15 protein-coding genes are annotated in these 14,663 nt (G+C 35.4%); 13 read left to right on the forward strand and 2 right to left on the reverse strand.

The window, feature by feature from the left end; all coding sequences use genetic code 11:
- Positions 1–58 precede the first annotated feature (58 nt).
- Complete coding sequence (locus PFY10_13445) at positions 59–2,188, forward strand: carboxy terminal-processing peptidase (GenBank protein WBV55234.1); 2,130 nt, start codon at positions 59–61, stop codon at positions 2,186–2,188.
- 158 nt (positions 2,189–2,346) lie between these two features.
- Here PFY10_13445 and PFY10_13450 read toward each other — a convergent pair whose 3' ends face one another.
- A complete protein-coding gene (locus PFY10_13450) occupies positions 2,347–2,850 on the reverse strand; it encodes a superoxide dismutase family protein (protein ID WBV55235.1) in 504 nt (167 codons plus the stop codon).
- A 150-nt stretch (positions 2,851–3,000) separates the two neighbouring features.
- Here PFY10_13450 and PFY10_13455 point away from each other — a divergent pair, with 150 nt between their 5' ends.
- The 9 genes from PFY10_13455 to PFY10_13495 all read left to right on the forward strand — a co-directional run bounded on the left by PFY10_13455 (position 3,001) and on the right by PFY10_13495 (position 10,973).
- On the forward strand, positions 3,001–3,903 hold the full coding sequence (locus PFY10_13455) for an AraC family transcriptional regulator (protein ID WBV55236.1): 903 nt from the start codon (positions 3,001–3,003) through the stop codon (positions 3,901–3,903).
- A gap of 93 nt (positions 3,904–3,996) precedes the next feature.
- Positions 3,997–6,240 carry a TonB-dependent receptor gene (locus tag PFY10_13460; protein WBV55237.1) on the forward strand — a complete coding sequence of 748 codons (2,244 nt, stop codon included), beginning with the start codon at positions 3,997–3,999 and terminating at the stop codon, positions 6,238–6,240.
- An 80-nt stretch (positions 6,241–6,320) separates the two neighbouring features.
- On the forward strand, positions 6,321–6,971 hold the full coding sequence (locus tag PFY10_13465; protein ID WBV55238.1) for a hypothetical protein: 651 nt from the start codon (positions 6,321–6,323) through the stop codon (positions 6,969–6,971).
- A 139-nt stretch (positions 6,972–7,110) separates the two neighbouring features.
- The gene (locus PFY10_13470; GenBank protein ID WBV55239.1) at positions 7,111–8,442 is read left to right on the forward strand and encodes a 2TM domain-containing protein; all 1,332 of its coding nucleotides are present in this window, start codon (positions 7,111–7,113) and stop codon (positions 8,440–8,442) included.
- Entirely contained in the window at positions 8,429–8,734 is a 306-nt protein-coding gene (locus PFY10_13475) for a 2TM domain-containing protein (GenBank protein WBV55240.1), read from the forward strand. The genes PFY10_13470 and PFY10_13475 overlap by 14 nt, the downstream gene beginning before the upstream one ends.
- Positions 8,735–8,789: 55 nt before the next feature.
- Positions 8,790–9,353, forward strand: coding sequence for an isoprenylcysteine carboxylmethyltransferase family protein (locus tag PFY10_13480; GenBank protein WBV55241.1), 564 nt, complete (start codon positions 8,790–8,792; stop codon positions 9,351–9,353).
- A gap of 233 nt (positions 9,354–9,586) precedes the next feature.
- Positions 9,587–9,886, forward strand: a complete 300-nt coding sequence (locus PFY10_13485) for a 2TM domain-containing protein (GenBank protein ID WBV55242.1) — start codon at positions 9,587–9,589, stop codon at positions 9,884–9,886.
- Positions 9,870–10,166 carry a 2TM domain-containing protein gene (locus tag PFY10_13490; GenBank protein WBV55243.1) on the forward strand — a complete coding sequence of 99 codons (297 nt, stop codon included), beginning with the start codon at positions 9,870–9,872 and terminating at the stop codon, positions 10,164–10,166. Before PFY10_13485 ends, PFY10_13490 begins: the two co-directional genes overlap by 17 nt.
- A gap of 63 nt (positions 10,167–10,229) precedes the next feature.
- Positions 10,230–10,973, forward strand: a complete 744-nt coding sequence (locus tag PFY10_13495; GenBank protein ID WBV55244.1) for a LytTR family DNA-binding domain-containing protein — start codon at positions 10,230–10,232, stop codon at positions 10,971–10,973.
- A gap of 449 nt (positions 10,974–11,422) precedes the next feature.
- Here the strand turns inward: PFY10_13495 and mnmA are convergent, their stop codons facing one another.
- Positions 11,423–12,610 (reverse strand): tRNA 2-thiouridine(34) synthase MnmA, encoded by a 1,188-nt coding sequence (mnmA, locus tag PFY10_13500; protein ID WBV55245.1) that lies wholly within the window; start codon positions 12,608–12,610, stop codon positions 11,423–11,425.
- Between the two features lie 200 nt (positions 12,611–12,810).
- Between mnmA and PFY10_13505 the strand changes: the two genes are divergently transcribed.
- From PFY10_13505 to PFY10_13515, 3 genes are all read left to right on the forward strand, one after another.
- On the forward strand, positions 12,811–13,341 hold the full coding sequence (locus PFY10_13505; protein WBV55246.1) for a hypothetical protein: 531 nt from the start codon (positions 12,811–12,813) through the stop codon (positions 13,339–13,341).
- Between the two features lie 56 nt (positions 13,342–13,397).
- Positions 13,398–13,979, forward strand: a complete 582-nt coding sequence (locus tag PFY10_13510) for a Crp/Fnr family transcriptional regulator (protein WBV55247.1) — start codon at positions 13,398–13,400, stop codon at positions 13,977–13,979.
- A 71-nt stretch (positions 13,980–14,050) separates the two neighbouring features.
- Positions 14,051–14,656 (forward strand): hypothetical protein, encoded by a 606-nt coding sequence (locus tag PFY10_13515; GenBank protein WBV55248.1) that lies wholly within the window; start codon positions 14,051–14,053, stop codon positions 14,654–14,656.
- Positions 14,657–14,663: the final 7 nt, after the last annotated feature.

The raw sequence follows: 14,663 nt of genomic DNA on the forward strand, positions 1-14,663 counted from the left end.
AATGTTACTACTAATTTATATATTTTAGAAAAAAATTAATAAAATACATTAAAGATTTATGTGGAAAAATTTTAAACTTAATAAATTTTTACTCCTAATTCCATTGACAAGTCTAATGTTTTGTTTCAACTCGCCTAAGAATGACGATGAAAAGATGCAGACGATAATGGTGAGCGTGAAAAATACACTTTCTTATTTGCACTACAGCCCAAAACCTATTAATGATGCCTACTCAAAAGATGTTTATAAGCATTATTTTGAATTGGTAGATCCTGCAAAAAGATATTTTCTTCAGTCGGATATGGATGAATTCAGTAAACACGAAACAAAGCTGGATGATTATCTGAACCTTGGAGACCTTACTTTCTATAAATTAACTATCGACAGATTATACCAAAGAGTGGATGAAATTGACCAGATTACCCAGGACATTTTCAGCAAGCCTATTAATCTGGAAGAAGATGAAACCCTTACACTGGAACCAAAACTTAAAAAGGTACCCGCGAATAAGCAAGAGCAGTATAACGAATGGAGAAAATTCATCAAATACAATATCCTTCAGGAAATTGAGTCGATGAACAGTAAGGAACAGGCTCAGAAAGAGAAAAAAGATTCTGTACAAAAATATAATCTGAAAGATACCATCAAGCTTCAGATCCTTACTCCTGACCAGAAAAGGATAAAAGCAACAGATGAAGTTAAAGATCTTGTAAAAGAAACTTTTACAAGGTTTAAGAAAAGAAAGAAAATGGATTGGTTTACAGTATACATGAATGCTTATACTGAAGTTTTTGATCCGCACACCAACTATTATTCTCCAAAAGACAAAGAAGACTTCGATACTCAGTTTGCAGGAAAAGTGATTGGTATTGGGGCGATTATCCAGGAGAAAAAAGGGAATCTTTATCTGGGGGCTTTAACCATAGGAGCTCCGGCCTGGAAATCCAAGCAGCTTTCAGAAGGAGATAAGATCCTGAAAGTAAAATCCAAGCCAAAAGAAGATGCCGTAAATGTAGTGGGAATGCTTTCTGACGAAGCTGTAAGACTGATCAGAGGGGAAAAAGGAACTCCGGTAACTCTTACGGTACAGAAAAAAGATGGAACGATTAAAGAAGTTACGATGATCCGTGAGGAAGTAGCGATTGAAGATACATTCGCAAGAAGTATTGTGGTTAATGCTCCAAATGGAAAAAAATATGGTTTTATCAATCTGCCGAGCTTCAATGCTGATTTCGAAGATGCTAAGGGAAGAAACGCTTCAGATGACATTAAAAATGAAATCATTAAACTAAAGGCTCAGAACATTGAAGGAATTGTTTTAGACCTGAGAAATAATGGAGGAGGTTCATTAACAGAAGTTGGTGATATCATGGGATTATTTATGAATGCAGGACCTTACGTACAGGTAAAAGATGGGAACGGTAAAATTCAGACGTTAAAAAACAAGAATGAAACTCCGATCTGGACAGGACCTTTGGTGATTATGCAGAATGAGCTTTCTGCCTCGGCTTCAGAAATTTTGGCCGGAGTAATGCAGGATTACGGAAGAGCAATGATTATTGGTTCTCCACAATCTTTTGGTAAAGGGACAGTTCAGACATTCGTAGACCTAAACAGATTCTTAAATACTGAAGATGATTTCGGATCACTGAAATTAACGATTCAGAAATTTTACAGAATTACGGGAGAATCTACCCAAAGAAAAGGAATTGTATCCGATATCCAGATGAAGGACTTCTTTACTTATGCTGAAATTGGAGAAAGATATGATGATTTTGCGCTGGCTTGGGATAAAATTCCTGGAACGCAATTCCAAAAGTTAAATTATTTTGATATCAAAGCATTAGAGAAGGCTAGTAACGATAGAATGGCTAAAAACTCAAACTATCAGTTGTTATTGGAATCTGCTCAATGGAGAGAGAAGCTGGATAAAGAGGAAACCATTACCCTTAATATTACGAAGTTTAATGAAGTCATGAAGCAGAGAAAAGCTCAGATTGAAAAATTCAAGGCACTCACTAAATTTGTAAACGGGTTACAATTCACCATGTATCCAAACGAGATCGAAAGAGAGAAAAAAGATGAAGCATTTAAGAAGAAATCTGAAATGTGGATCAAAAATCTTAAAAAAGATACCTACCTTCAGGAAGCAATGAACATTATTGCAGATATGAATGTAAAATCATAAAAAATAACCCGGCTCTGATAGCCGGGTTATTTTTTATAAACCTTTCAATGAATTTCCATAAATAAATTGGTAAAAATACAAACGGAAACCATTAGGTTTCCGTTTGTATTTAATAAGCCGTACGGCTTATTTGTGTTGTAATAATCAAGCTTTACATTTTACTTGATCTCCACACATCCTACACGTCCACCGGCATTTCCGGTTGGTTGGGTATGGAAATCATCCTTGTCTGCATGGATGATCAGACCTTTTCCAATAATATTCTTGGATTCATCAGTACATCCTAAACACCATTTGTTGGTTTTAAACGTAAGTGTTGCTGTTCCGCTCTGATCCGCTACAAGGTTACCAATGTCTCCCATATGGAAGTGTTCAGCTCCCCACTTTCCATGATCATCTTTCGCAGGATTCCAGTGTCCGCCTGTAGAAGTTCCGTCAGCAGCTGAACAATCTCCTTTTTCATGGATGTGTACAGCGTGGATTCCCGGTGTTAAATTCGTTACATCAAGTTTCATGATAACTTCATCACCTTTCTGCGTAAACTTGGCTGTACCTCCTGTCTGTGTTCCGCTTTTTGCGTTAACCATATAGGTATTTGTTGTTCCACAAGAAACAGCAAATAAAGCCAGTCCTGTTAATAATACAAATTTTTGTAGCTTCATTTTGAAATGATTTTAAGTGATTTTTTATAATTACCTAAATTTAGACATAATTTTTTAAAACACTTTATGATTCCGGTCTGTTTTCGGAAATCCCGCAATAAAAGACAAGTCTCATGTGTATAATCTCGGTATTTTTGTAGAAAACAACCATTGGAAGCGTATAAAAAAAGGATCGTAAAGATCATCCGGTATATAGAAGATCACCTTGATTCTGAACTCAGTCTTGAAAAAGTAGCAGAACTGGGAGCGTATTCTCCTTTTCATTTTCACAGGGTTTTTAAGCTTATTACAGGGGAGACGCTTCAAAGCTATGTCATCAGAAAAAAAGCAGAAAAAAGCGCATTGTATCTTGCGGTAAGAAGGGAATTGGGCATTAAGGATATTTATATGGATCTTGGCTTTTCTAACCATTCGGCTTTCAATAAAACATTCAGGAAATATTACGGAAAATCACCATCCGAATTTCGAAGGTCAGTCCCGGAAAATTTTCACAAGATTTTACCTATAGAGAGCAAGAACGGACAAATTGATACAATTTTTCACCAGTACATTTGCAATGTAGAAAACCTGCTAAACTGGAGAAAAATGAATATAGAAATTAAAGTAACCACCCTTAAAGAAATGCACCTGGCTTCAGTCATGAGCATTGGGATCAAAAACGTTGAACCTTCTTATGACATTCTTATAGAATGGGCCAGGCGAAAACATCTGTTTCCTAGAGATGATGTAAAAATGATATCGGTATATCATGATAGTTTTAAAGTGACACCTCCGGATAAAGTAAGGATCCACGCAGGAATGCTATTGGATGATAAGCTAAAAGAACAGGATGGAGAAGTTTTCCCGGAAACCATTGAAGCGGGAAGGATCATTGTAGGCAGCGGAGAGTTTACATTAGATGATTTTGAACAATGCTGGGTATCCCTTTTTATGTGGATGAATGAAAACCATTATACTTTTAGGAAATCTTACCCATTTGAAGTGTATCATTCGAATTTCAGGGAACATCCGGAAGGAAAGATGCATGTTGATTTTTGCATTCCGATACACTAATTTCCCACTCAGTATACAATCTATACCTTTCAGTCATATTTTTTTCACTGAAAGGTATTTTCTGTCCTATTTTTGATCCGAAAATTAACAACAATGAAAACCCGACAGCAAAGATTATTATTTCTCATCACCCTTTTATCATTCTGTCTGAGCTATGCCCAGGTAAAAATTACAGGAAGGGTAACGTTTAGAAATAAAGGGATTGGTGAAATAAATGTGACCCTAAAAGGGACTTATGATGGGGCAACTACAGATTCTAACGGAAAATTTTCTTTTGAAACATCAGAAAAAGGAAATCATACACTTTCTTTTACCCATCCGAAATATAATGATATTGAAAAACAGATTGTTATTGAGAATCAGGATATCTCTGTGGATGCAGAACTGAAAGAGCAGATCAATGAAATCGATGCAGTAGTAATCTCAGCAGGAGCGATAGAAGCAAGTGATAGGAAAAGAGCAACAGCATTATTAACACCAATCGATATCTACACAACGGCAGGAGCGGATGGCCAGATCTCCTCTGCATTAACCTACCTTCCGGGAGTGCAAAAAGTAGGGGAATCCGAGGGTTTATTTATCAGGGGAGGTACCGGAACGGAATCCAGGATCTTTATGGATGGAAGCCTTATCAATAACTATTTCTCCAGTTCGGTACCAGGTATTGCAGGAAGAGATCGTTTCAATACATCTCTTTTTAAAGGGAATGTGTTTTCAAGTGGGGGATATTCAGCTTTGTACGGACAGGCTCTTTCCGGAGTTTTAATGTTGGAAAGTGTAGATCTTCCAGATCAGAGCTCTTATGATTTCGGGATTTCACCCATCTTCCTGAATGCAGGTTTCCAAAAACTGAGTGGAGATAAGAGCCATTCTTATGGTGCTACTCTGGGATATTCTCTTTTGAGCCTGATGCAAAAAGTTCTGAATTTCAATACAGATTTTATAGATGCTCCCCAGGGATTTAACGGAGATGCAAATTTCAGGATAAAAACAAAATCAGGAGGATTTTTAAAGTATTACGGAATGTATGACACAAATAAAATGGGGGTAAGAACAGAAAGTCTTGAACCGGGATCTGATTATGCATTGGTAAGAATAAATGGAAAAAATACCTACCATAACCTGTCTTTTAAGCAAAAGTTTGGAAAATATCTTCTGAATACAGGCGCTTCTTATTCTTATAACAGGTCCGACCTGAATTTTTCTGGAGAGACCAATACTATAGAAACTGATAAAACGCAGCTATTGACAGATGGTAATTATATTAATTTTAAAGCAGTTCTGGAAAGAAAAATTAATAAAATAAGCGCTGTTCGGGGTGGATTTGAATTGAATAATACTGACGAAAAGCTGAAATTTGAAGAAGTCAATAAACATTATCAGGATCTTATTTCTTCTGTATTTGCAGAAACAGATCTGGGATTCAGTAATGAGTTTTCAGCTAAAATAGGAATAAGGGCAGAAAATTCTTCTTTTCTAAATAAAAGTAACATTGCTCCCCGTTTTGCCTTAGCTTATCGCCTGGCAAAAAACTGGACCACCTCATTTGCTTATGGCCTTTTTTACCAGAATCCTGAAAGTAAATACATTAACGGACCAGCACATCTTGATTTTCAAAAATCACAACATTATATTCTACAGGTTCAAAGAGCATCAGAAGGCAGAAGTTTAAGATTTGAAGCTTTTTATAAAAAATATGACCAGCTTATAAAAGTGAGAAACATTGCCAATATTGAGAATCAGAATCAACCGGTCCAGACTGCGATTAATAATGAAGGATTCGGATATGCAAAAGGGTTAGAGCTCTTCTGGAGGGATAAAAAAACATTTGAAAATATTGACTACTGGATCAGCTATTCTTTTTTGGACTCGAAAAGGGATTTTATGAATTATCCGGTAAGCTTAAAGCCCAACTTTGCATCAGAACATACCCTTTCAGTAGTGGGTAAAAGATTCATTCCGGAGTGGAAATTAGGAGTCAATCTTTCTTACACCTATGCCAAAGGACGCCCGTATTATGATATTGCCACAAAAGATATCAATGGAAATGTGGTTAATTTTACCAGAAATGAAGGAAGGTTGAAAGATTATAATGCTTTAAATTTAAGTTTTAATTATCTTCCGAATCTGGGTAAAAAAGATGCTAAAGCATTTACTGTTTTTGTATTAAGTATTTCCAATGTGCTCGGAACCAAGAATATGTATGGATACAATTTTTCACAGGACGGATCCAGAAGTTCAGCTATTGTCCCACCAATTAATACCTTTGTTTTTGTAGGGGCATTTATCAGCTTTGGAGTAGACAAAACACAGGATGCCATCAATAATAACTTATAATAAATAACGAAAGGGAACATCCTACTGATGAAATACATACCTTTCAGTACATAAAACGAACACTAAAAAATTAAGAAACAATGAAAAAGTATTTATTAAGTTTTGCTTTAGTTTGCATGAGCCTAACTGCTTTTGCTCAGTCTGATTACGAAAAAATAATGTCTGAAAAGATCGCAAAGATCGAAACCTGCAAAACGCCAGAAGATTTCCAGGCATTAGCAAATGATTTCCAAAGGATAGAAAGTAAGGAAAGCGGGAAATGGCTACCAAGCTATTATGCTGCTTTTTCTTATATCCAGAAGGGTAGGGTAATGATGAGAGAAGGAAAAAACCAGGATCTGGATGAGGTGGCTAACCAGGCAGAAAAGCATCTTGCGAACGCACAGAATCTTGCGGGCGCCGATAATGCAGAGATTCATTTATTAAGAAAAATGACTTATTCTTTAAGAATGATGGTCAATCCCCAGCAAAGGTATATGACAGACGGAATGAAGGCTGCTGAAGAACTTCAAATCGCTGAAAAGCTAGATCCGGGAAATCCCAGAATAGCTCTGATAAAAGCGGAAGATACTTATTTCACTCCGGAACAATACGGAGGAAGTAAAACAAAAGGCCTCGAAATGTTCAAGAAATCATTGGAGCAGTACAATGCTTACAAGCCAAAATCTTCCATGGATCCTAACTGGGGAAGAGGAGAGGCAGAATATTTTATAAGCCAGCCCGTAAAATAACAGCCTATAAAAGAAAATAAAGTCTTCCCGATTCAGGAAGACTTTATTGTTGCCTTTCAGTAAAGGAAATTGACGGTTCAGTGAAAAATAATTTTTGGTACATTTATTATCCGCTAATTTTGAACCAAGAAATAAACTCATGAAACGCAAAAACCTTATTGTTCTGCTTTGGGTAACCATAGGAACGGCATTATTCTTCTTCCTGTTTTTTACAAAGGAGAAGACCATTGACAATCTAATGCTTTCCTTTCTTATTTCTGGTCTTTATTCTTTTGTGCTGGGGATGGGGAATGGCATGCTCAATGATTATTTAAATAAAAAGGTTCCATGGTCTGAAGCTACCACCAAAAGAGCCGTTATAAGCGTTATTTCGATCCTTATAGCCAATATTATTCTCGTCTATATTTGCAATTACATCAATTTTGTTCTTTTCCAGAAAGATGCAACGTCAGAAGAGTTCTTTTCTGGGAAATATAATTTCATCAACTGGTTCATGGTGAATATTGCTCTTCTTATCTCAGCTTTTCTTCATGCCAGGGGTTTCATGGAAGAGCTCAAAAAAACTTCTAAAAAAGAAGTGGTAGAACAGAAATTGATTGCAAAATCTGCCAATGCACAGTTTGAAACCCTTAAAAATCAGCTCGATCCTCATTTTCTTTTTAATTCATTAAATGTACTAAGTGCCCTGATTGATGAAAATCCAAAGCAGGCACAGAAGTTTACAGCTTCTATGTCAAAGATTTACCGCTATGTACTGGAGCAAAAAGATAAAGAACTTGTTACTGTAGAAGATGAAATAGAATTTGCAAAAACATACTGCGAATTGCTGAAAACAAGGTTTGAGGACAGTGTAGATTTTATTTTTGATGTCCGGAAAGAAGATTACAGGAGGTATGTCGTTCCGCTTTCTCTTCAATTGCTTCTTGAAAACTGTATCAAGCATAATTTTGCAACCTCTTCAAAACCATTGATCATAAAAGTTTTTTCGGAGAATGATACACTTTGTATTGAAAATAATCTGCAGGTTCGGGAACAGATTAAAGAAAGTGCCGGAATTGGACTTGCCAATATTGTACAAAGGTACTCACTGCTGACCAAAAGAAATGTTTTTATTGAGAAATCGGATGATTATTTTAAAGTGAAACTTCCGGTTCTATCAGATAAACCGAACGTTGTCAGTATTAAACCTGAAGATGAAGATAAGGCCTATAAAAAAGCTCAGAAAAGAGTAAAAGAGATCAAAGGATTCTATGCCAATCTTATTTCATACTGCCTTGTTATTTCCTTTTTAATCTTTATCAATCTTTATACTCAGAGCCGTTATCATTGGTTTTGGTGGCCACTCCTGGGTTGGGGATTTGGTGTTGCCTCTCATGCCTTCCAGGTATTCGGCATTGGAGAATCCTGGCAGGAAAAGAAAATTCAGGAAATTATGGATAAACAAAAAAACAAAAACAATGGAAACGTTTGATGAAAATGATATTCGGTATCAGCAGGCTAAAAAACAGGTAGAGAGACTAAGAGGATTTTATGCTCATTTATTCTCTTACATTGGTGTAAATATTATAATTGCTTATTTCAATTATTCCAACCTGGACCCGGGAGAAAGCTATTTCCAGTTTAAAAACTTCTTTACAGCGATATTCTGGGGAGTAGGACTTATCGCTCATGCACTTTCTGTTTTTCTGCCAAGAATGGACTTTGCTAAAAAATGGGAAGAGAAGAAGATCAGGGAGCTGATGAACAAGGATAAAAAATTGTAAAATCGCTAAAAGCGAATCGTCATTTTGCTACTTTTAAGAATAAAAACAATAACAAATGAATCTACAAATCTTATTTTACGCTTCTATGGCAGTCTGGTTTCTTAGTGAAATCATCTATAAACAAAAATTGAAATCAGCAGATAAGGATCAGAAAAAAGATCAATCCACTCTCAGTATTCTTTGGATAGTTATCATCTTTTCAATCGGAAGTGCTGTTATGGTGTCTCATATATCTGATTTTGTGATTACAGATTCAGTCTGGATTGTATATACCGGCCAGGCCCTCATTATCATTGGAATTGTATGCCGGTATCTTATCATCAGGTCTTTAGGTAAATATTTTACTGTAGATGTGACAATACGGGAAGATCATAAAATTAAAAAAGACGGGCTTTATCATTATGTGAGACATCCCTCCTATACTTTTGCATTGTTAACTTTCCTGGGACTAGGCTTATATCTAAATAACTGGATTTCCTTTGCCCTGGCGTTTATTCCTCCATGTATAGCATTTAGTTCCAGGATTAAAATAGAGGAACAGGTGCTCATTGGACAGTTTGGTGATGATTATATACAATACAGGAAAGCAACAAAAAAGCTTATTCCATTTATTTATTAATAATAAAAATACGGAATGATAAAATGCTGAATAAAATAAAGTTTGCTACTTAGAAGACTATAATTAAGGAAAAGACTGATAAGTAATCCAGATAAAAAAATCCCGATTTCAATTGAGTCGGGATTTTTGCTACTCAGAAGGGATATTCGACGACTCAGTAAGATATAGTTGATTTGAAGGTGGTTTTCGTGATACATTTGATTCAAGAAAATAAATAATCAAAATTCAATAGTATGGAAACATTATCATTCGACAAGGAAAATCTGACTTATAAAAAAGCAGTAAGACGGGTAAAAGAATTAAAGGCATTCTATGGGAATCTGACTTCCTATTGTTTAGTAATCCCATTTTTATTTGTTTTAAACCTTTTAACATCACCTGACCACTTGTGGTTCTATTGGCCGATGCTTGGATGGGGAATAGGTATTATTGTTCATGCCATAAACGTCTTTGGAATAGGGAAAGAATGGGAGGAGAGAAAAATAAAAGAATTAATGGAAACAGGCAAAAGAAATCATGGAAAAGTACTTTAATAAAAATACAATGGAATATAGCCAGGCCTACGAACGCGTAAAAAGATTGAAGAGTTTTTATAAAAGCCTTGCATGGTATTGCGTTATCGCAGGGATTTTGTTTTTCAATGATTATTTTGAGCACGGAACAATTGATTTTTCTCCTTTTCATGGATCGATCCTTTTGCTTATTTGGGGAATAATATTAGCTATGAAAGCAGTCAGGCTATTTATTTTTGACTCCGAATGGGAACAAAGAACCTTAGACAAGCAACTTCATAAGGGTAAGCCGAAAATATAGTTCAAAACCGGATTCTTTTATCTACTTTTAATGCTTTAATTTGAAAAACTAAAACCGTTATTTATGATCAAAACTGTCATCATTGAAGATGAAAAACCAGCTTCAAGAAAATTGGAGCGGATGTTGAGCATATTTCCTGATATACAGGTAATTGCAAAAATAGAATCGGTAGAAGAAGGTCTTTCTTGGTTTTCTGAAAATGAACATCCGCAACTGATCTTTTCAGACATTGTTTTAGGAGATGGATTGTCTTTTGATATTTTTGAAAAAGTTCCATCAAAAGGATTCATCATCTATACGACGGCTTTTGATCAATATACTCTTAAAGCCTTTAAACTGAACAGTATTGATTACTTATTAAAACCAATTCTGGAAGAAGACCTGGCAGGAGCTATAGATAAATTTAAATCTTTTCTTCCTTCCGGGAACCCGGTTAGTTCTGAAGAAATTAAACAGCTGATAAAAAAGGACAAATCCACCCTTTCCAGAATTTTGGTCAAAATAGGATATAACCTGAAAATTATTCAGACCAATGAGGTAAGTTGTTTTTTCAGTGAAAATAAGATTGTCTACCTTCAGACACGGGAAAGAACATACCCTTCAGATTTTACACTTGATGAACTGGAAGAGATATTGGATGAGAAAAAATTCTTCCGTGTGAACAGGCAATTTATCGTTAACTCTGATTATATCAAAAATATTCATACTTCTCCAAATTATAAGGTTGATCTGGAATTCCAGCCGGGAGAGGAAATTACGGTAAGCCGGGATCGTGTGAAAGATTTTAAAGAGTGGTTGGTAGGCTAAAATAAAAGATTTTGATATTCAGTTATCAATATTAACTATTTGTAATCTATTAGGTTAGAATTAGTGTCTTCAAGTTGTTTGATATGAGGAGACAAGACGCCACTACCAATTGGAAAGCTATTTGAGCCAGGTTGAAATTTCTTCTTTGAAGAATTTTGAATAGATCAATAAGCTCTTATATTAAAAACTAATACATGTACTTATAAAATGCAATTCATGGAATTTTTATTCTGGATTCTTAAGTTCTTCGTTGATATTTTTTATCCTTAAAATACAACGTTGATTTTAAATAAAGGCAATGATTTATAATGGATTATATTAAATCAATTAAACAATTTTCTTAATACTCATTTCCTCAAACAAAAGATAAACCCGAAACAAAGTGCTCCGGGTTTATTATATACTGTTTTGTTTTAATTTTTGGTGAGTATCCTAAAAATCATTTTATATTATGCAATAACTCCGCTTCCTATCAATTCATCCTCCATATACCATGATGCAAACTGTCCTTCAGCAATTGCAGACTGCAGATTTTCAAATTCTATATAAAAAGCATCTTCAAACTGGTATAGCGTAGCCTTTTGAAGAGGCTGTCTGTATCGGAACCTGGCCATTACTTCCATGGATTCACCATTGGAAAGTCTTAGGTCCTCTCTCACCCAATGAAGTTCAGGATTATTTATTTTTAAAGCTTTTTTATGCAGTCCGGGGAAGCTATGACCTTCTCCTACGAAAATAATATTGTTTTCGATGTCTCTGGATACGATAAAACAGCTTTCTTTATGTCCGCCTATACCAAGCCCCTTACTTTGGCCGATCGTGAAAAATTGAGCTCCCTGATGCTTTCCGATTACCTTTCCGTCAGATTTTTTATAACTGATCTTTTGTGATAAATACTGGAGTTCTTCTTCCTTCGAGGAAAATGAAGGCTTTTCTTTCGAAAATAAAGGAGAATCGCTGAAAATTTCTACAATTTCACCTTCTTTTGGCTTGAGTTGCTGCTGTAAAAACTGAGGAAGACTTACTTTACCTATAAAACATAGTCCCTGAGAGTCCTTTTTATCCGCTGTTACCAGCCCAATTTCTTTTGCGATTTCCCTAACTTCGGGTTTTGTAAGTTCACCAATAGGAAACAAAGCCTTAGATAATTGATCCTGACTCAGCTGACAAAGGAAATAGGATTGGTCCTTGTTGTTATCTTTACCTGCCAGTAAATGAAAAATTTCCTTTCCGTTTTCATCAAAAGTTGAGGTTACCCTGGCATAATGTCCTGTCGCAACTTTATCCGCGCCCAAAGACATTGCTGTTTTCATAAAAACATCAAATTTAACCTCTCTGTTGCATAGTACGTCAGGATTCGGGGTTCTCCCTTTTTCATATTCTGCAAACATGTAATCGACGATACGTTCCTTATAAAGATCACTCATATCAATAACCTGGAATGGTATTCCAAGCTTCTGAGCTACCATTAACGCGTCATTACTGTCCTCTATCCAGGGACATTCATCTTCTAATGTTACGGAAGCATCATTCCAGTTCCTCATAAACAAAGCCACTACTTCATGCCCTTGCTGTTGCAGCAAATAGGCTGTAACGCTAGAATCTACACCTCCGGAGAGGCCTACTACTATTTTCATTGTATTTCAATTTTACGAAACTCTTAACGGGAGTTCTTAGTTTGATCCGGCAAAAATACAACTAAAAAGATTCGCAAAAAAAACATAATTTTAAGCATTGATAAAAACGATGGTAATGTAGAATCCCGGAATTTTAAGGAATTATGGGTTCGCAGGAAAGCAATTGCATATTATCTTTATTAATAATTAAATATCAGAGTATGAAAAAAATAATTATTCCATTGATGCTGATGTGCTCAATATCAATATTTTCCCAGGTCACAGTGGGAGCTCCCTCAATGACTGAAAACAACAGATGGACTTTCGGAGGCGGGATCGGTTTAGGTTTTGGAAGCAACAGCGCATTTTCTCTTCAGGCAGCTCCGAGGGTAGGATACAGGTTAACCGATGATCTTGAAGCGGGAGTATTGGGAAGTGTTTCCTGGCAGACATCAGACTATTATAGATCAACGATGTTCGGGGTTGGTCCTTTTGTGAATTACTATTTCGCAAGATCCTTTTATGTAGGGGCGAATCTTCAACATTATTTTATAAATTATCATGATAAATTTTATGATTATAAAGATAACCGGGAAGAAACGGCACTATATCTGGGAGGAGGATATATGCAAAGGATAGGGGGGAATTCCTTTATGCAGCTGGGATTGATGTACAATGTTTTATGGAAAGAGAATTCAAGTGTTTTTTCAAGTGGATTGGTTCCGAACATTGGATTCGTTGTGGGATTGTAGTTTTATTGCGGTGGTTTAATCAACATCAAAAAATGGATTGTTAAAATATTACAGGAATGAAGGGCGAAAATTTTTCAAATAATGGTTTGATAAGTTTCATTAAAAATACTTATCCTGTATCAGATTTTACTGCCAATCTTATTGCCGACAATTTTGAACCTGTAATTTTACCGAAACATCAGCTTACCTTAAGAGAAGGAAGTATTAATTCTGATTATATTTTTCTCGAGACAGGCTACATGCGTTCATATGTGTTGGATATTGATGGAAATGAGGTAACAACGAATATATTCAAGCCCAATGAAATGGTTTTTGAAGTAGAATCTTATTTTCAAAGAAAACCGTCAAATGAAAATATTGAAACAATTACAAGATGTATTGTCTGGATTGGAAAATACGAAAAATGCCAACGACTTTTTCATACCTTACCAGAGTTTAGAGAATTTGGAAGAGCTATTTTGGTGAAAGGATTTACGGAGCTTAAACAACGTACCGTTTCCATGATTAAAGAAAAATCCGAAAGGAGATATGAAAATTTATTATTAGAATCGCCAGATATTTTCCGGAATGTTCCTTTAAAATTTATTGCATCTTATCTTGGAATTACAAATACTTCTTTAAGCCGGTTGAGAAAATAATATAAAAAATTGCCAATTGGTAATTTTTTTATAAAGTATGAAGCTGAAATTTGCATAATAAATGATACATTATGCAAACAGAAAACATTCAACAGACGGGCTTGGAAAAGCGTATCGCGCTTATTCTGATCTTTTGGGGAGCAGGAAGTTTTTTATTAGGTTTTTTTAATATTTTCAGCCTTATTCCGCGCCTGCTTTTTGGCGTCTTAATTGCTTCAATACTTTTGGTCTTGATTATTATTTATCAGTCCAAACCTTCTTTTAGAACTTTCTCCGACTCTATTCCTTTAAAGGGGATTGCTCTTTTTCATGTTTGGAGAATTTTTGCGGGCTGGATTTTTATTTCATATACTGGAAAACTGTCAGAAACATTTATTAATAATGCGGCTTATGGAGATATTATTTCAGGAATCCTTGCTGCCACCGTTTTTGTTTTCGGACGTACCAAGCTAAGCTATTATATTTTCAATATTATTGGCTCGCTAGATTTTATTATTGCTGTAGGAACGGGGGTTTTTCTTACCATTACAGAAAATAATGAAATGGCTCCGATTATTCAGTTACCGTTAATCATGATTCCGCTATTTGGAGTTCCTCTTTCCGGCTTTACCCATTTTATTTCTTTAAAGCGTCTTTTAAAAATGAAGAATAAAAAGCTTTCAGATATTATTGAATGACAGCTAA

The sequence above is a fragment of the Chryseobacterium daecheongense genome, from assembly GCA_027920525.1.
GTDB lineage: Bacteria > Bacteroidota > Bacteroidia > Flavobacteriales > Weeksellaceae > Chryseobacterium > Chryseobacterium proteolyticum.